This is a genomic window from Sphingomonas anseongensis, from assembly GCF_023516495.1.
Lineage (GTDB): Bacteria > Pseudomonadota > Alphaproteobacteria > Sphingomonadales > Sphingomonadaceae > Sphingomicrobium > Sphingomicrobium anseongensis.
Window position 1 is genome coordinate 1,129,604 of the sequence record NZ_JAMGBC010000001.1, and the last position, 24,363, is coordinate 1,153,966.

General features: G+C 65.3%; 21 protein-coding genes. 3 read left to right on the forward strand and 18 right to left on the reverse strand.

Annotation, left to right across the window (positions count from 1 at the left end):
* Window positions 1-1,281, reverse strand: a complete 1,281-nt coding sequence (locus tag LZ519_RS05855; protein WP_249867775.1) for a tetratricopeptide repeat protein — start codon at window positions 1,279-1,281, stop codon at window positions 1-3.
* Window positions 1,282-1,408: 127 nt separating this feature from the next.
* Window positions 1,409-2,818 (reverse strand): cell division protein FtsZ, encoded by a 1,410-nt coding sequence (gene ftsZ, locus LZ519_RS05860; protein WP_249867776.1) that lies wholly within the window; start codon window positions 2,816-2,818, stop codon window positions 1,409-1,411.
* Between the two features lie 139 nt (window positions 2,819-2,957).
* Here ftsZ and LZ519_RS05865 point away from each other — a divergent pair, with 139 nt between their 5' ends.
* Both LZ519_RS05865 and LZ519_RS05870 read left to right on the forward strand, forming a co-directional pair.
* Complete coding sequence (locus LZ519_RS05865; protein ID WP_249867777.1) at window positions 2,958-4,763, forward strand: family 1 glycosylhydrolase; 1,806 nt, start codon at window positions 2,958-2,960, stop codon at window positions 4,761-4,763.
* Window positions 4,763-5,305: a hypothetical protein gene (locus LZ519_RS05870; protein WP_249867778.1), complete on the forward strand. Its 543-nt coding sequence runs from the start codon at window positions 4,763-4,765 to the stop codon at window positions 5,303-5,305. Before LZ519_RS05865 ends, LZ519_RS05870 begins: the two co-directional genes overlap by 1 nt.
* Here the strand turns inward: LZ519_RS05870 and LZ519_RS05875 are convergent.
* Window positions 5,302-6,525: an MFS transporter gene (locus LZ519_RS05875; RefSeq protein ID WP_249867779.1), complete on the reverse strand. Its 1,224-nt coding sequence runs from the start codon at window positions 6,523-6,525 to the stop codon at window positions 5,302-5,304. The two genes, LZ519_RS05870 and LZ519_RS05875, sit on opposite strands and share 4 nt — an antisense overlap.
* A gap of 145 nt (window positions 6,526-6,670) precedes the next feature.
* On the opposite strand from LZ519_RS05875, the gene LZ519_RS05880 reads away from it, so the two are divergent.
* Window positions 6,671-7,252, forward strand: a complete 582-nt coding sequence (locus tag LZ519_RS05880) for a CC0125/CC1285 family lipoprotein (RefSeq protein WP_249867780.1) — start codon at window positions 6,671-6,673, stop codon at window positions 7,250-7,252.
* Between the two features lie 30 nt (window positions 7,253-7,282).
* Here LZ519_RS05880 and ftsA read toward each other — a convergent pair whose 3' ends face one another.
* From ftsA to LZ519_RS05955, 15 genes are read right to left on the reverse strand one after another with little or no spacing between them, the layout of a single operon-like run.
* Window positions 7,283-8,539: a cell division protein FtsA gene (ftsA, locus tag LZ519_RS05885; protein ID WP_249867781.1), complete on the reverse strand. Its 1,257-nt coding sequence runs from the start codon at window positions 8,537-8,539 to the stop codon at window positions 7,283-7,285.
* A gap of 4 nt (window positions 8,540-8,543) precedes the next feature.
* Window positions 8,544-9,419, reverse strand: coding sequence for a cell division protein FtsQ/DivIB (locus LZ519_RS05890; RefSeq protein ID WP_249867782.1), 876 nt, complete (start codon window positions 9,417-9,419; stop codon window positions 8,544-8,546).
* Window positions 9,416-10,342, reverse strand: coding sequence for a D-alanine--D-alanine ligase (locus tag LZ519_RS05895; protein WP_431358086.1), 927 nt, complete (start codon window positions 10,340-10,342; stop codon window positions 9,416-9,418). The genes LZ519_RS05890 and LZ519_RS05895 overlap by 4 nt, the downstream gene beginning before the upstream one ends.
* Window positions 10,339-11,244 carry a UDP-N-acetylmuramate dehydrogenase gene (gene murB, locus LZ519_RS05900; RefSeq protein WP_249867784.1) on the reverse strand — a complete coding sequence of 302 codons (906 nt, stop codon included), beginning with the start codon at window positions 11,242-11,244 and terminating at the stop codon, window positions 10,339-10,341. Before murB ends, LZ519_RS05895 begins: the two co-directional genes overlap by 4 nt.
* A complete protein-coding gene (gene murC, locus LZ519_RS05905; RefSeq protein ID WP_249867785.1) occupies window positions 11,241-12,653 on the reverse strand; it encodes a UDP-N-acetylmuramate--L-alanine ligase in 1,413 nt (470 codons plus the stop codon). Before murC ends, murB begins: the two co-directional genes overlap by 4 nt.
* Window positions 12,650-13,810 (reverse strand): undecaprenyldiphospho-muramoylpentapeptide beta-N-acetylglucosaminyltransferase, encoded by a 1,161-nt coding sequence (gene murG / locus LZ519_RS05910; RefSeq protein ID WP_249867786.1) that lies wholly within the window; start codon window positions 13,808-13,810, stop codon window positions 12,650-12,652. Before murG ends, murC begins: the two co-directional genes overlap by 4 nt.
* Window positions 13,807-15,033: an FtsW/RodA/SpoVE family cell cycle protein gene (locus tag LZ519_RS05915; RefSeq protein WP_249867787.1), complete on the reverse strand. Its 1,227-nt coding sequence runs from the start codon at window positions 15,031-15,033 to the stop codon at window positions 13,807-13,809. The genes murG and LZ519_RS05915 overlap by 4 nt, the downstream gene beginning before the upstream one ends.
* A complete protein-coding gene (murD, locus tag LZ519_RS05920) occupies window positions 15,030-16,328 on the reverse strand; it encodes a UDP-N-acetylmuramoyl-L-alanine--D-glutamate ligase (RefSeq protein ID WP_249867788.1) in 1,299 nt (432 codons plus the stop codon). The genes LZ519_RS05915 and murD overlap by 4 nt, the downstream gene beginning before the upstream one ends.
* On the reverse strand, window positions 16,325-17,395 hold the full coding sequence (mraY, locus tag LZ519_RS05925; RefSeq protein ID WP_249867789.1) for a phospho-N-acetylmuramoyl-pentapeptide-transferase: 1,071 nt from the start codon (window positions 17,393-17,395) through the stop codon (window positions 16,325-16,327). The genes murD and mraY overlap by 4 nt, the downstream gene beginning before the upstream one ends.
* The gene (locus LZ519_RS05930; RefSeq protein ID WP_249867790.1) at window positions 17,383-18,771 is read right to left on the reverse strand and encodes a UDP-N-acetylmuramoyl-tripeptide--D-alanyl-D-alanine ligase; all 1,389 of its coding nucleotides are present in this window, start codon (window positions 18,769-18,771) and stop codon (window positions 17,383-17,385) included. Before LZ519_RS05930 ends, mraY begins: the two co-directional genes overlap by 13 nt.
* Window positions 18,768-20,183 carry a UDP-N-acetylmuramoyl-L-alanyl-D-glutamate--2,6-diaminopimelate ligase gene (locus LZ519_RS05935; RefSeq protein ID WP_249867791.1) on the reverse strand — a complete coding sequence of 472 codons (1,416 nt, stop codon included), beginning with the start codon at window positions 20,181-20,183 and terminating at the stop codon, window positions 18,768-18,770. Before LZ519_RS05935 ends, LZ519_RS05930 begins: the two co-directional genes overlap by 4 nt.
* A 4-nt stretch (window positions 20,184-20,187) precedes the next feature.
* Window positions 20,188-21,897 (reverse strand): peptidoglycan D,D-transpeptidase FtsI family protein, encoded by a 1,710-nt coding sequence (locus LZ519_RS05940; protein WP_249867792.1) that lies wholly within the window; start codon window positions 21,895-21,897, stop codon window positions 20,188-20,190.
* Window positions 21,894-22,604 (reverse strand): hypothetical protein, encoded by a 711-nt coding sequence (locus LZ519_RS05945; protein WP_249867793.1) that lies wholly within the window; start codon window positions 22,602-22,604, stop codon window positions 21,894-21,896. The genes LZ519_RS05940 and LZ519_RS05945 overlap by 4 nt, the downstream gene beginning before the upstream one ends.
* Complete coding sequence (gene rsmH, locus LZ519_RS05950) at window positions 22,601-23,551, reverse strand: 16S rRNA (cytosine(1402)-N(4))-methyltransferase RsmH (RefSeq protein ID WP_249867794.1); 951 nt, start codon at window positions 23,549-23,551, stop codon at window positions 22,601-22,603. The genes LZ519_RS05945 and rsmH overlap by 4 nt, the downstream gene beginning before the upstream one ends.
* Entirely contained in the window at window positions 23,548-24,039 is a 492-nt protein-coding gene (locus LZ519_RS05955; protein WP_249867795.1) for a division/cell wall cluster transcriptional repressor MraZ, read from the reverse strand. Before LZ519_RS05955 ends, rsmH begins: the two co-directional genes overlap by 4 nt.
* Window positions 24,040-24,363 lie beyond the last annotated feature (324 nt).

The window sequence follows — 24,363 nt, forward strand, 5'->3', positions numbered from 1 at the left end:
CTATTGGGTCGACAGCTTCCTGACCACCTGCCCGGGCTGGCTCGTCCAGCTGAACGCCTTGATGCTCACCGTTGCCAGCGCATCGGCAAACTCTCGCGCGTCGTCGGCGGTGTGGAACGGACCTATCAGGAGCCGCGCCCGCGGCCCTTCGGCGACCCATCCGCCAAGGCCGGCGAACAGCGAAGGGTCGCGCGACCGGATGCGCTTGAATTCATGCGGCAGGTCCGCCGAGCTGGTGCCGGAGGCGAGCTGGAGCCAGATTTTCCTGCCGCCCGGATCGGAAGCGACGCGCGCCGTCTGGATCAGCTCGTTATTGGGCGTCGCGGCGCTGATGATCTTGCTCCGCGATACCGACGCGACCTGAACCCGCGGCGGGGCCTGGTTGTAAGCGACTGCCGGTGCAGGCGTTGGCGAATAAGCGTAGGAAACCGGCGCCTTCTGCGGCTGCGGCTGCGAATCCGACTGGTTCAGCAATTGCTCGATCGAGGCGAGACGATCGCCGGCGGGCGTGCTGTTGGAAGCGAGGGCAACGCCGGACTCTGGGAAAATTCCCAGGTGGACGGCAGCCGCCTTTTGCACCGGAGTGAGCATCGGAAGGCGCCGGAAGAATGGATCCATGCGTGCCGACGCGCCGGGCATCGTGAAATCGAGCGCGGCCTTGGCTCCGGCCAGGTCTCCATCGACGGCAAGGACGAGCGCCCTTACGCGCTGTGCAGCGACGTCGCGGCGCTGGAGGAGCGGCTGGAGCGCTTCCAGCGCGAGAGCCTTTTTGCCGCTGATCGCGAGGCTGAGCGCCAGGCGGCGGCGCGCCTCGTCCCGGTCGGCGCCCATAAGCGCCGCACGATAATCAGTCTGTGCAGCCTCCTGGTTGCCGAGGAGGTCATAGGCGAGGCCGCGGTCGCAGCCCATGCTCGCGGCAGTCGCGCCGAGGCGCTGGGCCCTAGCGAAATAGGTGAGAGCGCCGGTGGGGTCGCCGGTGCCGACCAATGCGGCGCCCATCCCTTCCTGCGAAAGCGCGCTGTTGGCGTTTACCTCTTCGGCGCGGCCGAAGAATCCAGCCGCGGCCTGCGTGTCGCCAAGCTTGAGCGCGGCCTTTCCGGCTGCAATCAGCGCGTTGAAATCCTTCGGGTTGGTCGCGAGCGTTCGAACGTTGCGCGCAAGCGCGTCGGCCGCGCTCTCAGAATAGACGGGAACGCCCTGCGACAGTGCCGCAGACGGAATCGCCGCCACGCCGAGCGAGAAGCTCGAGACAAAAAGCGTCGCAATGCGCACGCGCATCATAGAAAACCCCACCGCATTCGATCCCCGTGGGGCAGAGAATCTTGCCGGAACCTTTCTGGCTAGTCCTTTAACGACGAGCCGTGCCGACGAGGCGGTGAGCGGGGCGAATTAACCGCCCCGCGGCCGATTACTGGTTGTTCTGGCGGTTCAGGAAGCGCGGGATGTCAAGCGGTTCGCGGCTGAAGCTCGCGCTCGGCTCGTCGTCGTCGATCTGCGCCCTCGGGGCACCGCGGGCAATGCTCGACATACGTTCGAACAAAGTGCCGCCACCGGTTGCCGCCTTCGGCTGTTCCGCAACCTGCTCCTGAGGTTCGTCCGCAGCGGCGCTGTCATCCTCATCCGAGGGTGGCTCGATCGGAGGCGCGCCCACCGGAGTGGTGAGGATGTCGTCGCTGTCGAGCAGCAGCTCTTCGCCGCCGTCCTGCTCCGAAGTCACCTGCTCGGTCAGGTCCAGAGTCTCTTCCTCGTCCGAAGCTTCAGCTTCGGCGGAGTCCGTCACCGGCGCGACTGGAGCCGACACTGTCCGTGACGGGAAGGTGAACACCTTGGCAGGCTGCGGCTGGACCATGTTGTCCGCTTCTATGCCGGTCGCGACGACGGAGACACGAACCTTGCCGTCGAGGTCGTTGTTGAACGCCGATCCCCAGATGATGTTCGCGTCCGGGTCGACCAGCTCCTTGATGTGGCTGGCGGCCTCGTCGACCTCCATCAGCCGCATGTCCTCGCCGCCGGTGATCGAGATGATCACGCCCTTGGCGCCCTTCATGCTGACGCCGTCGAGAAGCGGGTTGGAGATCGCCTTTTCTGCGGCTTCGATCGCGCGATTGTCGCCGGAAGCCTCGCCGGTGCCCATCATCGCCTTGCCCATCTCGCCCATCACGGAGCGAACGTCGGCGAAATCGAGGTTGATGAGGCCGGGCATGACCATCAGGTCGGTGATCCCGCGGACGCCCTGCTGAAGGACCTCGTCGGCCATCTCGAACGCTTCCTTGAAGGTCGTTTCGGAGTTGGCGAGACGGAAGAGATTCTGGTTCGGGATGACGATCAAGGTATCGACGTGCTGTTGAAGCTCCTCGATGCCGCTGTCGGCTGAGCGGGAGCGGCGAGCGCCCTCGAACGCGAAGGGCTTGGTGACCACGCCGACCGTCAGGATGCCCTTGTCGCGAGCAGCCTTGGCGATGACCGGAGCAGCGCCTGTGCCGGTGCCGCCGCCCATTCCGGCGGCGAGGAAGCACATATGCGCGCCTTCCAGCGCCTTGTTGATCTCGTCGAGCGATTCCTCGGCGGCGGCGCGTCCGATTTCCGGCCGCGACCCGGCACCCAGGCCCTGGGTGATCTTGAGGCCCAGCTGTATCCGGCGATCTGCCGAGGAGGTGTTGAGCGCCTGGGCGTCCGTGTTGGCCACGACGAAGTCGACCCCCTGGACGTCCGCCCTGATCATGTTGGCAACCGCGTTGCCGCCTGCACCGCCGACACCGATGACGCTAATCCGCGGCCGAAGCTCGTCGACTTCCGGCCGGATGAAATCAATGCTCATGGGTCCCACCCCTAAATTCGCAGCAACGCTTTGTAGCGTCGGATGAATCTTTGAATCATCGCGAGTCGCAAGCCAAGCGAAAAAGTTAACCAACGCAAAAAAATGTGGGGGTGAGTCCCCGTCACCTCAGGGCGTCCGCGTGGGAACGGCAGCAGCGATGCGCTTGTTCAGCATCTGTCGCGAGGGAGTCGATGCTTTGATCAGGAACGTCGCCAGGTGGAAGGCGGCCGTCGCGGGCGCCGCCGGCGCAGCGGCGATGCAGGCTGCCGCCTATGCGTTCAAGGCGGCGCACATCCCGGTTATCGATTTCGCCTCGGAGATCGGTTCAATCGTCTATCCCAACGGGGGCTTCATGGCCCTGTCGGCAGGCCTTCTCGCCCATGCGGCGGTCGGCATCGCGTGGGCAATGTTCTACGCCTACTTCTTCTGGGGCCGGCTGCGCCTCGCGAGGCCGCTTCAAGGGCTGGTCTTTGCAGCCATTCCTGCCGTCCTGGCGATCGCGATCGTTCACCCTCAGCTTCAGCTGATGCAGCTTCATTCGGAGGTGGTGAAGGTCGGCTTGACCGATTTCCTCGACGTCGCGCCGCTCGCGGTTCTGACCGTCCTGGCGATCCACGCCGTTTACGGCCTGACGATGGGCGCCGTGTACACGCATCCGGTCGGCTATCGCGTCGGTCGCCAGCCGAAATATCCGCACCGGCGAAGGGAGATCGAGCGAACCGCCGAGCGCGGGCGAACCAATGACAACGGTTTCATCTTCGCGACGGGAGTGGAGTGCAGCTACCCGACGATCGATCACGGGCGCTGGAGGCGCGACGAGCTGCAATCGACCCGCCATTACCAGAATTGGCAGCGCGACTTCGAACAGTGCCGTCAGGTCGGAATCACGCATTTGCGCTACGGGCCGCCGCTCCACCTGACGTTCCCCGGGCCAGGCAAATATAACTGGGGCTGGATCGACGAGCCGATGGCGGAACTGGAGGCGCATGGGCCGGAGCCGATCGTCGATCTTTTCCATTTCGGAGTGCCGGACTGGCTGGAAACAGTTCAGAACCCGGAGCTTGCACCGGCGATGGCGGAATATGCGGCGGCGTTCGCGGAGCGCTATCCGTGGGTGCGCTTCTACACACCGGTCAACGAAATGTACGTCTGCTCCAGGATGAGCGCGCTCGACGGCAATTGGAACGAGCAGGAGCAGGATGAGGGCGCTTTCGCTCGAGCGGCGGTCAACCTCGCCGCCACGAGCAGGGCCATTTGCGGCGCCATCGTCAAGGCGCGGCCGGACGCCATATTGATCAACAGCGAGAGCAGCGATTTCACCCAGCCCTGCTGCCCGGACCCGGAGATCGTCAGGCTCGCGGATTTCGAGAACGAGCGCCGTTTCCTACCGCTAGACCTGATCTTCGGCCACGAGTTGAGCGGCGTGATGAAGACCCATCTCCGCGATCACGGCATCGGCGATGAAGAGCTGGCCAGCTTCAAGGGCATCGATGTGCCGCGCCGTTCCGTGCTGGGGATCGATTATTACGAATGGAACGAGCGGATGATCGACAGCGACGGGGAGCTTCGTTCGCTCGGGGAGCTGTTCGGCTGGTACGTGATCGCCAACCAATATTACGACCGATACCGCCTCCCGATGATGCACACCGAAACCAATCGCATGGACGGCGACGCACCACGTTGGCTTTGGAGGCAGTGGCACAACGTGCAGATGTTGCGCAGGTCCGGAGTGCCTCTGATCGGCTTCACCTGGTACAGCCTGACCGACCAGATCGACTGGAATATCGCGCTAAGCAAATCGCTCGGCCTGGTGTTTCCGGTAGGCCTGTTCGACCTCAATCGCGACATTCGGGACGTCGGCCTGGCTTACAAGCAGTTGATCGGCATGTTTGCCGACGCGCCGGATTTCCGCGAGTGCGAGCATGTCGCGGAGCTGATGCGCTGATGGTCAGCCTCCTTTCGGCACACGGCTATGATCCCGGTCCGACGCAGCGGCCGCTGCTCGTCGGCGCGCTGTGCGGAGTCGCGGCCGCCATCCCCGCCGTGGGCATCCTCTGGCTCTTCGGTTCGATCCTCGTCGAAGCGCGCATCCTTCACCTCGGGGTCACCGCTACGCTCGCCGCCGGCTTTGCGACGATGGCGATGGCTGGAGCGATCTACGGCCGAGCGTTCGGGCGGGCGGCGAACGACAAGCGAGGCGGCTGGCTTTTCGGGATGGCCTATGCCTTCAGCCTGTGGGCTGCGGGCGCGGTGTTCGTTCTTCCGATCGCGAGCGGCGGCGACGCGCCGGCCGGAATCGCCGCCGTCGGCGTGTTCGTGTCGCTGCTGGTCTGGGGCTTCGGCCTGGGGCTACTGGTGCCGATCGTCCAGCCGCACCTGCACGAGGGGCTGGAGACGGGCTCGAAGGTCGCTGCGGTCGGACCCAGGGCGGCCGCGCCCGACAAGCAACGCGATCCGAGGCGCCCGGGATCGAAACAGAAGAGCTAATCGAGCTCCACTTCCCGTATCGCGGGAATTGCGAGCAGCCACCAAAAGGCACCGAACAGGGCGACGGCAGCAGTGACCACAAAGGCCATCTGGTACCCCGCGGCCGCGACGATGAAGCCAGTCACGATTGGCCCCACAATCCCCGAAAGGTTGCCGAGCGCGTTCTGCACACCGACCCACGTGCCCGCCGCCTCCCGGCCCGAGAACATCTGGGCCACCGCGTAAAGATTGAGCGACAGGGACGCGGTTGCCACACCGGCGATGCACAGCAGGATTGCCGTCATTGCCGTGCTCTGCGCGAATGCGAGAGCGAGGATGGCGGCGGCCGAAGCGGCTTGGCTAAGAACCATCATCCAGCGACGCATCGTCCCTTCCGAACGGCCGGAGCGAGTCCACTTGTCCGAAAGGTGCCCGAAGCTGAACGCCGCGACCGCCTGAACCGAATAGCCGGCAGTCGCCAGCAGGGTCATTTGCGCGATGGAATATCCGCGCGACTGGACCAGGTAGAGCGGCAACCAGGCAAGCAGGAAATAAAAACAGTAATTGCCGGCCGCGTGAGCGATCGACATCGACCACAAAGGCCATTTGCCGATGAGCGCCCCAACCGGCACTCGCCTTCCGGTCTTTTCATGAGCTGCCGTATCGAGGCTTGCGACCAGGCTCCGCCACGGGAGAAGCCAGAGCAACGTAAGCACGCCGAACGTGACGAACATCACTCGCCAGCCGAACCCGGCCATGATCATGCCGCCGGCAAGCGTTCCGACCGCCGGCCCGAGGGCGATTCCCGCCGCCACGAACGCGTTGGCCATGCCTCGGCTTTCGGGCGGCACGTGGCGGGCGATGATTTTCGAGCTTCCCGGGAAGCTGATGCTTTCGCCTATGCCAAGCATGACTCGAAGCACGAGCAGCGAAGCGAAGCCGCCGACGAAGCCTGTCAGCAGGGTGCTTCCGGCCCAGACGAGGATTCCGAGCGACATCAGCCGGTAAACGGAGAAGCGATCGCACAGCCAGCCGGCGAACAGCTGGATCGGCGCATAGACCCAGAAGAATGCGGAAAAGGCGATTCCGTAGGTCTCGGGCGAAAGATGAAGGTCGGATTTCAGCAGCGGCGCTGCGATCCCAACCGCCCCCCGGTCGACATAGTTGAGGAAAACCGCTGCCCCAAGGAGCAGCACAAGCATCCCGCCGACGTTGCGCTGGCGGCGAACCGCTGTCGCCATTTCGCCCTCCCCCAAAGACAGCGACGGTTAATGCACTTGCGAGCAGTGTGACGCCAGTCCAACTTGCTGCGTTCACGAGTCCAGCGCCCGTGGAACGTGCTGTTCCACGCGAACGTTTGGTGAATCGCAGCGCACGGAGGCCCTTATGTTGAGTATCAGGAACTACAGGAGGTTGGCGGCGCCGATCGCGGCCCTTGCGATCCTCGCGGGCTGCACCACGGCGACGCCGTACCAGCCTCTCGGCTCCACGAGCACTCGGGGCGGCTTTGCCGACCAGCAGCTTGACGCCACGCACTATCGCGTCAGTTTCTACGGAAACAGCCTCACCTCGCGCCAGCAGGTGGAGAATTACCTGCTGTATCGCGCAGCCGAGCTGACCGCGCAGCGGGGCTTCAACTGCTTCATCATCGTGAACCACGGCACCGACAAGAACACGACGGTGCAGGTGAACCCGTACGGCCCTTATGGCGGCGGATATTACGGTGGCGGATATTATGGCGGCTGGTCGCCTTATTGGCGCCTTCATGGCCCTGCCGGTTGGTATTCATATGATCCGTTCTACGGCGGACCGTTCTTCGGCCAGTACGACATCAACACCATCGACCAGTATCAGGCGATGGCGGACATCGCGGTGAGCAACACCTGTCCAGCCGGTCCGGCGACGTTCAATGCGCAGCAGGTAATTGCAAACCTGCATCCGTATCTCGTCTATCCGCGGACGCGATAAGCAGTCCTGGCCCGCGCCGGCGGTGCGGGCCTAATAGCCACCTTTCATGGCGGCGATCAGTCGGCCGAGGACGCCCTTGGCCGGGGCCTGCCTGACGATGGTGCCAAGCGCGATGTCGCGGATGTCGCCGCTTCGAGAAGCACCGATGCACGCCAGCCCCACAAGCGTCGAAAAAGCCGGGCCGCTATGCGCGTCGGGCAGCCCCGGAAGCACACGCGGACGTCCCACGCGAACGGTTCGACCCAGCACGCCCTGCATATAATCCGCGATATTCTTGAGCTCGGCTCCGCCTCCGGTCAGCACGACAGGCCGTCCGACCGGTCCGGAAAAGCCAAGGCTCTTCAGCGCCTTGTCGATCTCATTCGTCAATTCCTCGACCCGGTGGCGTATCACCGTCATCAGCTGCGCCCGGGTGATCCGAACGGGCTCGGAAGCATCCTCACCGCCCGCCTGGTTGGCGTCGATCAGCTCGTGGTTGTCGCGCGGCGAGGTCATCGCCGAGCCGTAGAAGCACTTCAGCCGCTCGGCGTCGCGCCGGTTGACCCCGAAAGTGGCGGCGATGTCGTCGCTGATGTCCTTGGCGCCCAGCGGGATCGAGCGAAGGCCGACGAGTATCCCGCCATAGTGCAACGAGACGTTCGTGACCCCTGCGCCCAGCTCCACCAGCGCCACCCCAAGGTCCCGCTCCTCTTCCGACAGGCAGGCAATCCCCGATGCGATCGGGGAGGCGACGATCGCCTTAACCCCGAGGTGAGCGGCGCGGATGATATAATCGACGTTCCGGAGCGGCGCCGGATCTGCGGCGATGACGTGGATATCGACGCCGAGGCGATCGGCGTGAAGTCCGACCGGCTGCTGAACCTCCTGCGCGCCGTCGATCGTGTAGAGCGCCGGATGGGCGTGGAGCACCATCTTGTCGCCGCGGTCCAGTGCCGCGCGCCCCTGGCTGAGAAGCTGCTCGATGTCCGACGGCTCGATCTGGTGGCCGCCGAGCTCGACCTCGATATTGGCGATCTCGCTGGTCAGTCCGCCGGCGCCGTAGCTCGCCCACACATGGTCGATGGTGACGCCCGACATGCGCTCGGCGAGCTCGACCGCTTCGCGGACCGCGAACTCGCTCTTCTCGATGTCGGTGATGTAGCCGCGCTTCACTCCGCGGCTCTCGCGCTGCCCGGTCCCGAGGACTCGAAGCCGGTCTTCGCCGTCCCTCGCCGCGATCAGCGCGCTGACCTTGGACGAGCCGATGTCCAGAGCGGCAATGAGCGGCTGATCGTTCGGCGCGGCCAAGGGGCTATCCCTGAGTCGGGGAGTCGGCGCCGGCATCGCCGGGCGGGTGCGGAAGCTGCACGATCATCTTGCCGGCAAGCCTGAGGTCGAACCGGATCAGTCCGCGGCCGAGAAGCCCGGTCGCCTTGTCGAGCTCGGCGAACTTGGCGAGCGCCCGCTTCGCTTCCTCGGTGCCTTCGGGAAGCGCGATCGTCTCGCCAGTCTGAAGCGTCAGGTCCCAGCGCCGATCGCCGACCCAGGTAGCCGAGACCAGCTGCGGCTTGAGCGTCGGCGCAGCTTCAAAAAGAGTGTTCAAATCGGTCTCGTGCAGGTTGGCCCGCGGCCCGACGAGAAGCGGGAGGTCCGGCATTTGCGTGACCGGCACCCGGTCGATCACGACCCCGTGGGAATCAATGAGCGCAAGCTTGCCGTTCGCTTGCCACAGGGCCGCAGGCTCTCGCTCCACGATGTCGACAACCAATGTGTCGGGAAGCCGCCGCGACACGCGCGCATCCTTGACCCAGCCGAAGCGAAGGAGGCGCTCACGGATGTCGCTGACGTCGACGAGCGGCATCGCCATGCTCTTCTGGTCGAGCGCGATTCGGTAGACCGGCGCGCTGTCCATGTGGCGGATACCGACGACCTCGACCCGCTTCACCGTGAAGCCGGCCCTCCCGATCGCTTCGCCCGTGGCTGTCGCCACCTTGTGCGGGACGTCGAGCGCCACCAGGACCACTGCGGCGATGAGTGCGAGGAAGAGGCCGAATGCAAGCGCCGCCCAGCGGGTCACCCGCGACTTATCGCCCGGCAGGCGCTTGGCGATGCGGTTCGGAACGGTGACGCGAGCGCCTTGCTTGCGCTGCTTGGGAGATCCGCCGCGCCTGACCCGCGCCGCGCTCATTTCAGCGCCTCGGCAATTAGCGTTTCGACGAGCTGCGCATAGCTGGTGCCACGCTGCTTGGCCTGCTCGGGAACAAGGCTCAGCGGAGTCATTCCCGGCTGCGTGTTCACCTCGAGCAGGAATATCCCTTCCTCGCCCCGCTCATCGTCCCAGCGAAAATCCGAGCGCGAGGCTCCGCGGCAGCCGAGCAGCCGGTGCGCGTTCAGAGCCATGTCCTTCATTGCCGCGGCAATTTTGTCCGGAACCTCCGCCGGACAGACGTGCTCGGTCAGCCCGTCGGTATATTTGGCGTCGTAATCGTAGAAACCGGCGAGAGGCTTGAGCTCCGTCACCGCCAGCGCTTCGTCTCCGAGCACGGCGACCGTGAGTTCCCGCCCACGGACGAACGGCTCGGCCAGAAGCCGGTCGAAATGGTGCCAGGGGCCTTCGACATCGCGGCCGATCGGCGAGCCGTAATTGCCGTCGTCGGTGACGATCGCAACACCGACCGACGAGCCTTCGTTGACGGGCTTGAGCACGAACGGGCGCGCAATCGGGTCCTCGCGGAACAAGCTCTCACTCTCCACGATACGCCCCGCAGGCATTCGGATGCCGTGAGGCACGAGGACCATCTTGGTCAGTTCCTTGTCGATCGCGATGACGGACGTCTCGAGCCCGCTGTGCGTATATTTCAGGCCCATCAGGTCCATCATGCCCTGTACGCTTCCGTCCTCGCCGGGAGTCCCGTGGAGGGCGTTGAAGACGATGTCGGGCTTAAGCTCGGCAAGCCGCCGAGCGACGTCGCGGTCCATGTCGAGCTCCGTCACCCGGCTCCAGCCGTTGCCGCGGAGCGCTTTGGCAACGCCGCGCCCGCTCATCAGCGACACTTCGCGCTCGGCCGACCAGCCGCCCATCAGCACGACGACATGGAGGTCGCGGTTCAATCGTAGCTCCCGATCCGCTGAATTTCCCATTCGAGCAGGATGTTCGTCTTATCCATCACCCTGCGACGCACTTCCTCACCCAGATCCTCGATCTCCGCGCTGGTGGCGTTGCCCAAGTTGAGTAGGAAATTGCAATGCTTTTCCGAAACTTGCGCGTCACCGACGCGAAGCCCGCGGCAGCCCGCGGAATCGATCAGTGCCCAGGCCTTGTGGCCGGGCGGGTTCTTGAACGTGGATCCGCCGGTTCGGCTTCGAAGCGGCTGCGAGGCTTCGCGCTCGGCTGCGATCCGGTCCATCTCCGCGCCTATCGTCGCGGAGTCGCCGGGAGTCCCTTTGAAGAGCGCTTCGACCACGACCGCGCCTTCCGGCACGTCGCTATGGCGATAAGTGTAGCCGAGCTTGTCCAGAGGCCAGGTCTCGGCGCTGCCGTCGCGAAGCACGACGCGAGCCTCGACCAGGACGTCCTTGACCTCGCGCCCGTAAGCGCCCGCGTTCATCCTGACCGCGCCGCCGACCGTGCCGGGAATTCCGCGGAGGAACTCAAGCCCCGCGACGCCGGCGTCACGGGCAGCGGAAGCGACGGTGATCCCCATCGCCGCGCCGCCCGCGCGCACTTTGTTGCCCGGTTCGATGGTCACATCCGCGAAACTCTTGGGCAGCCGGACGACGACGCCATCGACTCCGCCGTCACGGACGATCAGGTTCGATCCCACTCCGATGGGCGTGACCGGTACCTCGTTCGGAAGCTCGGCGAGGAATCGCGCCAGGTCCGCTTCGTCCTTTGGTCTCACCAGCCATTCCGCCGGCCCGCCGGTCCGGAACCAGATGAAGCTGGCGAGGCTTCCGCCTCGTTCGGCACTTCCCTCGAGCTGCGGAAGCGTCAGCTGGTCGGAGGCGGTCATTTCCCCTGCCTCGCCTTGGTAATCCCGTCGGCGAGCCCCGCTGCCCATTTGGTGATGTCGCCGGCGCCCATGCAGATGATCGTGTCGCCTTCCGCCGCAATATCGCGAAGCGACTGGGCGAGGTCCTGCGGGTCCGCGACGGACTTGACCATACGGTGGCCGTGCGCGCGAAGCCCGTCGACAAGCGCGTCCGAATCCACGCCTTCGATCGGCTCCTCATTGGCGGCATAGACCGGCGCGACGAACACCATGTCGGCGTCGTTGAAGGCCGCCTGGAAGTCCTCCATCAGCGACTGGAGCCGGGTGAAGCGGTGCGGCTGCATGACCGCGATAACCCTGCCCTCGGTCGTCTCACGGGCCGCGGAAAGCACCGCTCGGATTTCCACCGGATGATGCGCATAATCGTCGATGACGGTCGCGCCGTCGACTTCGCCGACCTTGGTGAAGCGGCGCTTGACCCCCTCGAACCGCTCGAAGCCCGTGACGATCTTGTCGTCCGGTATTCCGAGCTCGAGGGCCACCGCCACGGCGGCGAGCGCATTCTGGACGTTGTGCCGGCCCGGGATCGGTACGTGGATGCCCTCAATCGTTCGGTGCTCGCCGTCACGCTCGTACACCAAAGCGTCGAACCGGCTTCCCAGCCCGTCGGGCTGGACGTTCTCGGCGCGAAGATCGGCAAGCGCCGAAAATCCGTAAGTGACGATCCGGCGGTCCTGGATCCGGCTCAAGATGCTCTGAACTTCCGGATGATCGACGCACAGCACCGCAAGTCCGTAGAAGGGCACGTTCTCGATGAACTCGCAGAAGGCGCGCTTCACTTCGTCGAAGCCGCCCCAATGCTCCAAATGCTCCGGGTCGATGTTGGTGACGACCGCAATCGTTCCGTCGAGGCGAAGGAAACTGCCGTCGCTCTCGTCGGCTTCCACGACCATCCACTCGCTCTTGCCGAGGCGGGCGTTGGATCCGTAGCGGTTGATGATGCCGCCATTGATCACCGTCGGGTCCATCTCCCCGGCGTCGAGCATCGCCGCGATCATCGACGTCGTGGTCGTCTTTCCGTGGGTCCCGGCGACGGCGATCGTCTTTTGCATCCGCATCAGCTCGGCGAGCATCTCCGCGCGCTTCACGATCGGCAGCCGGCGTTCGACCGCTGCCTCGATTTCCGGATTGCCGCGCGAGATCGCGCTCGAGCAGACGACGACGGCGGCGCTTCCGAGGTTGTCGGCATTATGGCCGATGGTCACGGGGATCCCGGCCTTGCGGAGCTTCTCGACCACATAGCTGTCCGACTGGTCGGAGCCCTGCACCGAATAGCCGAGCTGGTGCATCACTTCGGCGATCCCGGACATTCCGATGCCGCCGATGCCGATGAAGTGGATGGTGCCGATGTCGGTGCCGATCGCCTTCATGCCGGTACTCCCGGCCCGGCATAGGCCGCGGCTTTCCGGGGCGTGAGCGCGGGGCCGACCATCAACGGTGCGTAGCCGCCGCCGACACGCTCGACGAGATCGGCGAGGTCGCTAGCTGCGTTGGGCCGGCCGACCGAAAGCGAGCGTGCAGCTGCGTTTGCAAGCGCGTTCGGATCGGAAGCGACCATCTCAATCTGCTTTGCGAGCGTCTCCGGAGTGAACTCGTCCTGCGGGATTGCCCTCGCGCCTCCGGCGCGGACCATGTCGCGAGCGTTGGCAGTCTGGTGATCGTCGGTCGCTGCCCCGAACGGGATCAGGATCGCCGGGCGCCCGGCTGCCGTAAGCTCCGCCACCGTCGACGCTCCGCTTCGGCCGATGACCAGATGCGCATCGGCGAGCTTCTGCGGCATGTCGAGGATGTAGGTCATCAGCTCGGCCGGAATTCCCAGCTCGGCGTAGCGGGCGCGGATTTCCTCGATGTCGTCGGCCCGGCACTGCTGGACGACCTGAAGCCGGTGACGAAGCGACGGATCGAGCATTCCGAGGCCGCTGGGCACGACCTTCCCGAGAATAGTCGCGCCTTGGCTTCCGCCGGTGACCAGGATCTTGAGCGGCGCAGTGTCGTCGAACGGTGGGAACGGCATCTCGCCGATCTTGACGATCTCTGTCCGGACCGGGTTGCCGACAAGCACGACCTTATCGCGATAGCGCGGCTTGAGCCGGTCGATCTGGGAGAATGCGGTAGCGATGGCGGCGGCCTTGCCGGCGAGCGCCCGGTTCACCCGCCCGAGCACCGCATTCTGCTCATGGAGCAAGGTCGGAATTCGCATCGAGCTTGCGGCGAGTAGCGCCGGGAATGCCGGATAACCGCCGAAGCCGACGACGGCATCGGGCCGGTGCTCGCGATAGATGGTCTTGGCTTCCCAGCGGCCGGCGAGGACGGCGCGGGCGGCCTTCATCAGTGCGATGGGATTCCGGCCGAGCCTTCCGGCGGGAAGCACGTGCACCGGCACCTTGTCGAAGAGGCCGGGAATCTTCGCTCCGCGCTCGTCCGTGATCACAAGCACGCCGTGGCCGCGAGCTTTCAGCTCCGCAGCAAGCGCATGTGCAGGGACCATGTGGCCGCCGGTTCCTCCGGCAGCGAGTACGAAGTTCATGCCGCCTGGCTCTCGCTCTCTCCGCTCCATTTCACGACATAGGGCGAGCGTGTCAGATACGGGTTGCGGCGAGTGAAGGCGAGTAGCAATCCCATCGCGATAGACAGCGCAAGCATCGAGCTTCCGCCATAACTGATGAACGGGAGAGTCATGCCCTTGGACGGGGCGATCTGGACGTTCACCGCCATGTTGATCAGCGCCTGGAGCCCGAACTGGATGACCAGCCCCGCGCCGGCGAGGATCGCGAAGGGCGAATCCTCGTCGAGCAGCTTCACCAGCACGCGAGCGACGATGGTGAGATAGAGGACCGCGATCGCAAGGCAGGCGATCAGCCCGAACTCCTCGCCGATGACGGAGAAGATGTAATCAGTCTGCGGTTCGGGAAGGCCGAACTTGCGGGTGCCTGCGCCCGGCCCCATGCCGAACAGCCCGCCCGCGGTCAGCGTTCGCATCGCGTTATCGGTCTGGAAGGTGTCGCCCTGCCCAAACAGGAACGCGTCGATGCGCTGCGTCGCGACGTCGTAGAAAAAGTAAGCGAGGACGATCCCGACGACGCCTGCGACCGCGAGGCCGCCCAGCACGCGGAGCGAAACGCCGGCGAGCGCAAGCATCGCCACCCAAACAGCGACGAAGATGATCGTGGAGCCGAAGTCTGGCTGCTTCATCAGCAGGAAAGCGATAGCAGCCACCGGCAAGGCGGACAGAGCGAAGACCGGAAGCGATTTGTCGCCGTCGCGCAGGCTGAGAAGCCAGGCCATCGCCACCGCGAAGAAGGGCTTCAGGAACTCGGATGGCTGGAGCTGGCCGACTCCGATCCCAATCCAGCGACGTGCGCCGTTCACTTCCGGGCCGAGGATGGGGACGAAAAGCAGGAGGACGAAGAAGAAGCCCGCGCCGAACAAAGCGAAGCGGCGAGCGCGCTCACGCGAGAGCATCGAGATGCCGATCATCACCGGGATCCCGACCGCGATCCAGGCGATCTGCCGGTAGAAATAATAGAGCTCGGCGAAGCGGACGTTGCCGCCCGAATAGCGGACTGCCGCCGCGGGAGAGGCCGCCGCGACCGCGATCAGGCCGATCCCGATGAGGACCGCGATCAGAAGCAGGAGAACGCGGTCTATTTCCCAGAACCAGCGGCCCATTGCCGACCGGTCGGACCGGCCGTAGCGGTTCGCGTCGACCGTGATCCTCGCCTTGAACTTGTCCGAAATGAGCCCCGTCATAACGCCCTCACCAGCTCCCGGAATTGGTCGCCGCGATCCTCGAAATCGCGGAATTGGTCGAAGCTCGCGCATGCCGGCGACAGAAGCACCGTGTCGCCTGCTTCGGCATCCTGTGCAGCAGCGCGCACCGCAGCGCCAAGCTCGTGACAATTTTTCACGTCGATATGCGGACTTAGCAGCCGCTCGAAAAGCTCGGCCGCCTCGCCAATCGTGTAGGCCGAACGCACGTGCGCGAAGTGCGGCGCGCATTCGTCGAGATTGTCCGTCTTCGCCTGCCCGCCGCAGATCCAGCGGATCGCCGGGAAAGCGGCGAGCGCCGGCGCGGTGGCGGTCGGGTTGGTCGCCTTGCTATCATTGACGAAGAGCACGCCGTCCCGCTCGCGGACTCGCTCCATGCGGTGCGGGAGGCCGGGATAGGTTCGGAGGCCTTGTGCAATTGCTTGATCGGACACGCCAAGCACTTGAGCCGTCGCAATCGCCGCTGTTGCGTTCTGAGCGTTGTGCGGCCCTTGGAGCGCCGGCCAGTTTCCTTGGCTGCCAAATACGGGGTTGTTCCGTTTGTTTACCATCCAACTGGCGGAGAGCTCGTCACGAACGAGCCCATCGGCGACGCTCTGGCTGACTACATCATCTACCATAATGATGCCGTTGGGATTCTTGCCTCGCTGCATTGCAAAAATGCGGGCCTTTGAATTCACGTAAGCATCAAAGCTGTCATACCGATCGAGATGATCGGGCGTGATGTTGAGCAACACCGCGACGTCGCAATCGAGGCTCTGCGTCAGATCGATCTGGTAGCTCGACAGCTCCAGCACATAGACCCCGCCTTCGGGCAGCGGGTCCTGCGCGAGGATCGGAAGCCCGATATTGCCGCCCATCGTCGTCGGAACGGAGGCAGTCTTGAGGATGTGATGCACCAGCGCTGTCGTCGTCGACTTGCCGTTGGTGCCGGTGATGCCGACGACCTTGTGCGGCGGCAACTCGGGCCGGGCGCGGGCGAACAGCTCGATGTCGCCGATGATCTCGAGACCCGCATCCCGCGCGCGCTGCGCAATCGGATGGCGGTTCAGCGGAAGGCCCGGAGTGACGACGAGGCTGTCGAACTGCGACAGGTCCGCCTCGTCGAGGTTCGCGATGTCGGTGCCCGCAGGCGCTTTTTCCCTCGCCTCCTCCTTCGCGTCCCAGGCGGTGACTTTCGCTCCGCTCGCTAGCAGCGCTTCGGCCGTCGCAAGCCCCGAGCGCGCCAGGCCGTAGACCGCGTAATGCTTCCCTTCGAAGGCGCGTGCGGTGATCACCGCAGCTTGAGGGTCGCGAGACCCGCGAGCGCCAGAACGAAGCTGACGATCCAGAAACGGATGACGATGGTCGGCTCCGACCAGCCGATATGCTCGAAATGGTGGTGGATCGGCGCCATCAGGAACACGCGCTTGCCGGTTCGCTTGAACACCATCACCTGGATGACGACGCTAAGCGCCTCGACGACGAAAAGCCCGCCGACGATGGCGAGGACGAACTCGTGGTGGGTGGCGACCGCGATGGCGCCGAGCGCCCCGCCTAGAGCCAGGCTGCCGGTATCGCCCATGAAGACCGCCGCCGGCGGCGCGTTGAACCAGAGGAAGGCGAGGCAGGCGCCCACGATCGCAAGGCACAGAACCGTCAGGTCGCCCGCGCCCGCCACGTGCGGGATGCCAAGATAGGCCGCATATTTCACGTTGCCGACCATGTAGGTGATGAGGAGGAAGGCGAGGCTTGCGATCACCACCGGCATGCTCGCCAGCCCGTCGAGGCCGTCGGTCAGGTTCACTGCGTTGCCGAACGAGACGATCACGAAGGCTCCGAACACGATGTAGAGCCAGCCGAGATCGGCGACGGACTCCTTGACGAACGGGATGTGCAGATCGGTGCCGCTGTGGCGGACCATCAGCCAGGTCGCAAAACCCGCGATGAGGAATTCCAGCGCCAGCCGGGTCTTGCCCGACAGCCCCTTGTGATGCGCCTTCTTCACCTTGTCGTAATCGTCGAGGAACCCGATCAGGCCGAAGCCCGCGGTCACCGCAAGGCAGCCCCAGACATAGACGCTGCCGATGTTCATCCACAGCAACGACGAACCGATCACCGCGATCAGGATCAGAAGGCCGCCCATGGTCGGGGTTCCGCGCTTGGCGAAATGCCCCTGCGGTCCGTCGTCGCGGATCGGCTGGCCCTTGCCCTGCCGCTCCCGCAGGTAGGAAATGAACCACGGCCCGAGGAGAAGGCCGATGAGGAGCGCGGTCGCGCTCGCCGCGCCAGCGCGGAAACTCAGATAGCGGATGAGGTTCAAAAGGCCCGGGAAGTCGAGCTTCTCGGCGATCAGGTAGAGCATTCCGCCATCCCCTTCGTCAGCCGGTCCACGACCCGGCCGAGCCCAACCGAATTCGACGCCTTTACCAGCACCGCATCGCCGGGCCTAAGCAGACGCGAGAGAGCGTCCGCGGCTTGCGCGGCATCGGCTACGTTCGTCACATGCACTTGTCCATCGAGCGCCTGCTCGAGCGGGCGCATGTCAGCCCCGACGAGCACGAGCTCGTCGACCTTGGCGGCGATCACCGACGGCGCGAGATCGGCGTGAAGCTGGTCGGCATGCTCGCCGAGCTCGCGCATCGGGCCGAGCACGGCGATCCGGCGCTCTGCGCCGACTTCCTCGCCGAGGCTCTTGAGAGTCGCAGCCATGGACGCGGGATTGGCGTTGTAGCTTTCGTCGATCAACAGCGCCTCGCCGCCATCGACACGAATCTGGTGCCGCTCTCCGCGACCCTTGATTCCGCCCAGGTCGGCGAGCGCAAGCCCGGCGAGCGCTGCGTCGCCGCCGATGGCTTCGACGACGGCAAGCACCGCCAGCGCGTTCGACACCCAATGCTCGCCGCGTTGGGAGATGGTGAAGGTCACGTCGCTGTCGAGGAGCGAAGCCGTGATGAGGCTTCCGCCATTGTCGGCCCGCACAGCGTGGAGCGCGTGGACGTCCGCATCGCCGGTGCCGAAGGTTACGATGCGGTCAGCATGGCGGCGCGCGGCGCGCACCAGCCGGTCCCGGTGTGGACTGTCGTTCGGGATGATCGCGACGCCGTCGGCCTCGAGCCCTTCGAAGATCTCCGCCTTCGCGTCGGCGATCGCCTCTTCCGAGCCCAGGTTCTCGATATGCGCGGGGGCAATCGCGGTCACGACCGCGACGTTCGGCCGAACCAGGCGGGTCAAGGCCGCGATCTCGCCCTTGGCGTTCATGCCCATCTCGAGGACGGCATAGGCAGTTTCGCGAGGCATTCGAGCGAGGCTGAGCGGAACGCCCGTATGGTTGTTGTAGCTCTTCACCGACCGATGGACCTTGCCCGGCTGCCAGCGGTCGAGCGCAGCGTAAATGGCTTCCTTGGTGCTGGTCTTTCCGACCGAGCCGGTCACTCCGATGATGGTCGCGCCGCTTCGCTCCCGGGACGCGCGGCCGAGGTCCTGGAGAGCCTTAGCAGTGTCTCCGACCAGCACGTGCGGGTGATTGACGGGCCGCGACACGATCAGGCCCGCCGCGTGCGATGCGATCGCCTGGGGCACGAACTCGTGTCCGTCATGGACCGTCCCCGGCATTGCGATGAACAGATCGCCGGGACCGACCTCGCGGCTGTCGAACGTGACGCCCGTCACCTCGAAGGCAGCGCTTGCGGTCCCGCCGGTCGCGTCCGCGATCTCCTCGGAGGTCCACAGCACGCTCATGCAGCGCATTCCCGGGCCACGAGCGCGTCGTCGAAGGGAAGAACCTTGTTGCCCACGATTTGGCCTGTCTCATGGCCCTTGCCGGCGAGAAGGACGATGTCGCCGCTCGCCGCCATTTCAAGGGCGCGCGCAATCGCTTCCTTGCGCCCGGCGACCTCAATGGCTCCCGGCGCTCCGGCCATGATGTCGGCGCGGATCTTCGCCGGGTCCTCGCTTCGCGGGTTGTCGTCGGTGACGATGACCACGTCGGACAGACGAGTTGCCGCCTCACCCATCGGCGCGCGCTTGCCCTGGTCGCGGTCGCCTCCGGCGCCGAATACCGTGATCAGCTTGCCCTCCACGTGCGGGCGAAGGGCCTGGATCGCCGCTTCGAGAGCATCGGGCGTGTGGGCATAATCCACATAGACGGGAGCACCTGCGCGGCTGATCACCGCCCGCTCCAGCCGCCCGCGAACCGGCGAAACCCGGCCCATGGCAGAAAACACGTCGCGCCATTCACCGCCCGTGGCGAGGACCAGCGCGGCCGCGGTCATGACATTCGACGCCTGGTAGGCACCGATCAGCGGAAGCGCGAGCCGATAGCTCTTGCCCGAATGCTCGATCTGCAGAGTCTGGCCGAGTGGGGTCGAGGTTTGGTCGAGTAGCCGGATCGTCTCGCCCTTGCGGCCGACGGTCAGCAGCTTCAGGCCGCGCCTGCGCGCCCGCTCAATCACCTCCTCGGATTTCGGATCATCGGTCCAGATCACGGCCGACTGTCCCGGCTCGGCCACCTCGTCGAACAGCCGCATCTTGGCTTCGAAATAGGAGTCCATGTCCGGGTGATAGTCGAGGTGGTCGCGGCTGAAGTTGGTGAAGGCCACCGCCGCGAGCGGAACGCCTTCCGCGCGATACTGGTCGAGGCCGTGGGAGGAAGCTTCGTAGGCGACGTGGCTGATGCCCATCCGCTCCAGCCCTGCGACATTGCTCAAGAACGTGACGATGTCGGGCGTCGTCAGCCCGGTTTTCACCTGGTCGTCCGAAGTTGTGACTCCGAGAGTCCCGATCGACGCGGAACGGTGTCCCAGCATCCTCCAGATCTGCCGCGTCATCTCCACCGTGGACGTCTTGCCGTTAGTGCCAGTGACGGCGACGACGATCTCCGGATACGGCCCGAAATATTTCGCCGCCATTTGCGCGAACAGCCTGCGCGGCCGCTCGTCGGCGAGGTGCAGGGCCCGCTCGACCTTGGCTTGGGGCCGAGCGACGACTGCCACCGCTCCGCGCTCGACCGCCGCGGGGATGAAATCCTCGCCGTTGAACACTGCCCCGGCAAAGCCGCCGAAGACGTTGCCCTTCGTCACCTTGCGATGATCGATCGCAAAGCCGGTCACTTCAGAATCGTCGTCGACATCAGCCAGGTCGCGAAGGCGCACCGATTCACTGCTCCTCGTGAATGTAGGGCAGGACCTCGGACATGTCGGGCTCGCGATGAAGGTCCGGCGCGATTCCGAGCATCGGCGCGATCCGGCTAACGGTCTTGCTGACGACGGGTGCAACGTTCCAGCCGGCAGTGGTGAATCCGTAAGTCTCGGCAGTGGCCTTGGGTGCGTCGAGCATCACGACGATCACATAGCGCGGGTCGTCCATCGGGAACACACCGGCGAAGCTGGTGATGTTGACCGACTGGCTATAGCGGCCGCCGATGATCTTCTGGGCGGTGCCGGTCTTGCCCCCGACCCTGTAGCCCGGCGCATCGGCCTTCCTGCCCGTGCCCTTGGTCACGACGAGCCGCAGAAGTGCGCGCATCCGGTAGCTCGTGTCGGCGGTGAACACGCGACGCCCTTTCGGCAGCGGATGGTTCGGCCCGATCTTGAGGATCGTCGGCGGGTGATAGATTCCTCCGTCGAACAGGGTCGCATAGCCCATCGCCAGCTGAAGCGGCGCAACCGCGATGCCCTGGCCGAAGCCGACGGTCATCGTTTCGAACGGTCCCCAGCGCGATCCGGGGGTCAGGGTCCGGCCGCGCTCGGGAAGCTCGACCTCGACCTTGCTCAGGAAGCCCATCCGGCGGAGGAACGCCTGCTGCCGGGCTGTGCCGAGCTGCTGGGCCATCTGCGCCATTCCGATGTTGGAGCTTTCCATCATGATCTCGGCGACGGTGCACGTGCGGCCGAACGGGTGCGTATCGTGGATCACGTGGCCGTAAGCGGGAAGCGTCTGCGGGCAATTGTAGATTTGCCCCGGGCCGCTGACGACGCCGGCGTCCATCGCCATCGCCAGAGTGAACGGCTTGAAGGTCGATCCCAGCTCATAGACTCCCAGGGTCGCCCGGTTGAACATCTGGTCCGGAGTGACCTTCCCGGGAGCATTGGGGTTCATCGACGGAAGCGACGTCATGGCGATGATCTCGCCGGTATGGACGTCCATCACCACTCCGGCGGCGCCGATCGCCGAGAAGCGAGTCATTGCCTCCTGCAGCTCATGCTCAAGCGCCTGCTGGACCGTCATCGAGATCGACAGCTGCACGGGAGTCGCGCGCGTCGCTGCATCTGCGAGCTGCTTGTCGAAGGCCAGCTCGGCACCAGCGGCGCCGTGGCCGTCGAGGTTGGTGAAGCCGATCACGTGGGCGGCGAGGTTCGTCTGCGGGTACAGCCGCTCCGGCTCGCGATCGAGCGCAAGCCCGGGCTCTCCAATCGCGTTGACCGCCTCGACGATCTCAGGAGAGGCCCTGCGTCGAAGGTAGAAGAAGCTCTTCCCCGAGCGGAGCATGTTGAAATAATCGGCTTCGCTACGCTCCGGCATCAGCTGGGCGAGCTTTCGCGCCAGCTGCAGCTTGTCGCCGATGACCTTGTTTGGATGGAGCCCAATGCTCCACGCGTCGATCGTCCGAGCCAGCGGTTGGCCGTCCCGGTCGACGATGTCGCCGCGATCGGGCACCAGAGCGCCGACCCCCGCCTGCCGCCCGGCGTGGTCGCCGAACGCGGCCAGGTAGAGAATCCTCAACGCAATGAGAGCGACGACGCCGGCATAGACGAGCATGCCCAGCATCAACCGCTGGTGCATCATCGAAAGCGTCTGGCGCCGCTGGCCGACAAGCCGAAGCCGCTCGGGGCGCGGGGCGACGAGGGCTGCTGTCGGGGCGTTCATCGATTCGCGCGCGATCCCTTGGCTGCGGAACGCTCGGTCGGAAGTGGAGCGAGCGGATCGATTTTGGCGCTGCGGGCCGGCTTTGTCACCGAAGCAGTTTGGACTCGAAGCGACTTGTCCCCAGCTTTCTTGTCGGCAGCCGGCGGCTTGGCCGCGACCGCTTTGGGAAGGGACGAAGCAGCCGCCGTTTTCGCTTTGGGAGACGCGGCTGTCGCGGCCGCCTTGGGCTCTGCTTTCTTCGGCTCGGCTTGAGCGACCTTCGGGAGTGCGGGCCTGGCCGGGACCTCGTAGCTCGCCTCGTGAAGGAGCTGGCGGACCGGGGCTACGTCAGGGTCGGAATCCTGCGCCAGCGGCTGCGCCGGCTGAGGCGCCGGAGCCGAAGCGAGCACGAGCGGAGCCTCGACGTCGTTGCGCTGCGGCTGAACGAGTTTGGCGAGCTGGAACTTGTCGCCGAGGATCTGACCTGCGGTCGGTGCCGACAACGCCAGCACTCGGACGTTCCACCGCTCGAGCTGGGCCAGGCGCGACCGCGTCCCGACCTCCGTCTGAAGCATTCGGATGTTTGCCTGGGTGGCGACGATCTGGCTTTCGACCTGCTCCAGAGCCGCCCGCTCCGAGGCCACACGGAGCGAGACGAGGTAGCAGCCGAGTGCCGCACCGGCCACGGCGGTGGCCATGAAAACCGAGTGGAAGCTGCGAACGCTCATTTGCGCTCTCCTTTGCGTTCTCTTGGTGGTGCGGAGGTCCGGACTGCGCTCCTGAGACGCGCGGATCGCGATCGGGGATTGCCGGCCAGCTCGCGTTCCGTCGGGGAAACCGGCTTTGCGACCCGTTCGAACGTCGGTTCGTTCGGGTCGGAAAGCTCAGGACGGTGACGCGAGCCGGCCGGCGTCCCACCGCTCCGCTCACGAAGGAAGCGCTTGACGATCCGGTCCTCGAGACTGTGGAAGGTGACGACCGCCAGCCGCCCACCGGGACGGAGGGACCGTTCGGCCGCCAACAAGCCGTTTTCGAGCTCGTCGAGCTCGGCATTCAGGTGAATTCTTATTGCCTGGAACGTTCGCGTTGCCGGGTCGCTTTTCTGCCCCGGCCGGAATCCGGCCGCGCGGCGAACGATGGCCGCAAGCTCGGCGGTGCGCTCGATCGGCCTGCCGGCGACGATGGCGCGTGCAATGGTCCGCGCGCGGGGTTCCTCGCCGTAATCGCGGAGCACGCGGGCTATATCCGCTTCATCGGCCTGGTTGAGGAACTCCGCCGCGGTAGGCCCGCTTTGGTCCATACGCATGTCGAGAGGCCCGTCGGCCTGGAACGAGAAGCCGCGCTCGGCGCGGTCGATCTGCATCGAGCTGACGCCGATATCGAGGGCGATTGCGTCGACCGGGCCGATGCCGCGGTCGGCGAGGACCCGGTCCATCTGGCTGAATCGTTCCTGCACCAGCTCGAGCCGCGGGTCGGGGACGAGTGACCGGCCTTCCGCGATCGCATCAGGATCGCGGTCGAAACCGATCACCCGTCCCACCCCCACCGCAAGCATCGCGCGGCTGTAGCCGCCGGCCCCGAAGGTGCCGTCGACCACCGTGTCGCCGGGCTGGATTGCAAGCGCCTCGATCACTTCATCGAGAAGGACGGGCGTATGGGCGGAACGCGGGCTCATTGACTAAGCCCGCGCTCTTCGAGCCGGAACCGCGCGATATCCTTGAGATCGTCGGGAACGGTCGGTTCGCCCAGGAACAGGCTCGGGTTCCACACCTGGAACGTCTCGCCGGCGCCGAGAAACAGGGCGAGATCGTCGATCCCGCCCTTCCGGCGCATCATCGGGGGGAGGACGATCCGGCCGGAACTGTCGTACGGCACCTCTTCGGTCGCCGCGAAAGCCATGAGGTTGCGCTGCTGGTAATCGAGGGCTGCGTCGGGGTCGCCCTCCTGCTTCTCGAACAGCCGCTCCAGCTTCGAGTGCTTCAGCGCCGCGTAGGCGGGATCGTAGGCGCTTAGGCAGGGAAATGCTTCGTGCTTGGCGAGGACGATGGTGCGGGCGTCGCCGCGGCGCTCGATCACCGAGCGCAGGAATGCGGGAACGGAGACGCGGCCCTTCGCGTCCACGGCATTGAGAGCGCTTCCCTGAAATAGATGCTCTAGCGCCACGTCACTCCCCGTTCCGCAGCGCAAAGCTTTCCCGTTCGCGGGCGCGCGGCAGTGCCGCCGGTCCCGCGCCGGTCAATCGCAGTATGGGTTTAGCCCCGCGCTACAGCCGATGTTGGTAACTCAGGCTCGGGCGGGATACAATGGATTTTGATGCCATTTCACGGGTTTTTATGCCTAGTGGCGGATTTCCGCGACTTTTTTGGCGCAGTTTTGCGGGCCGTTCTTATCCTGTTCTTGGCTCTTTAGGCTGTGGATAAGTCTGTGAGCCGCCATCCCTCGAGTGCGACTCGCGATTCGCGCCCCGCCGGAGGCCCAGTTGACTCG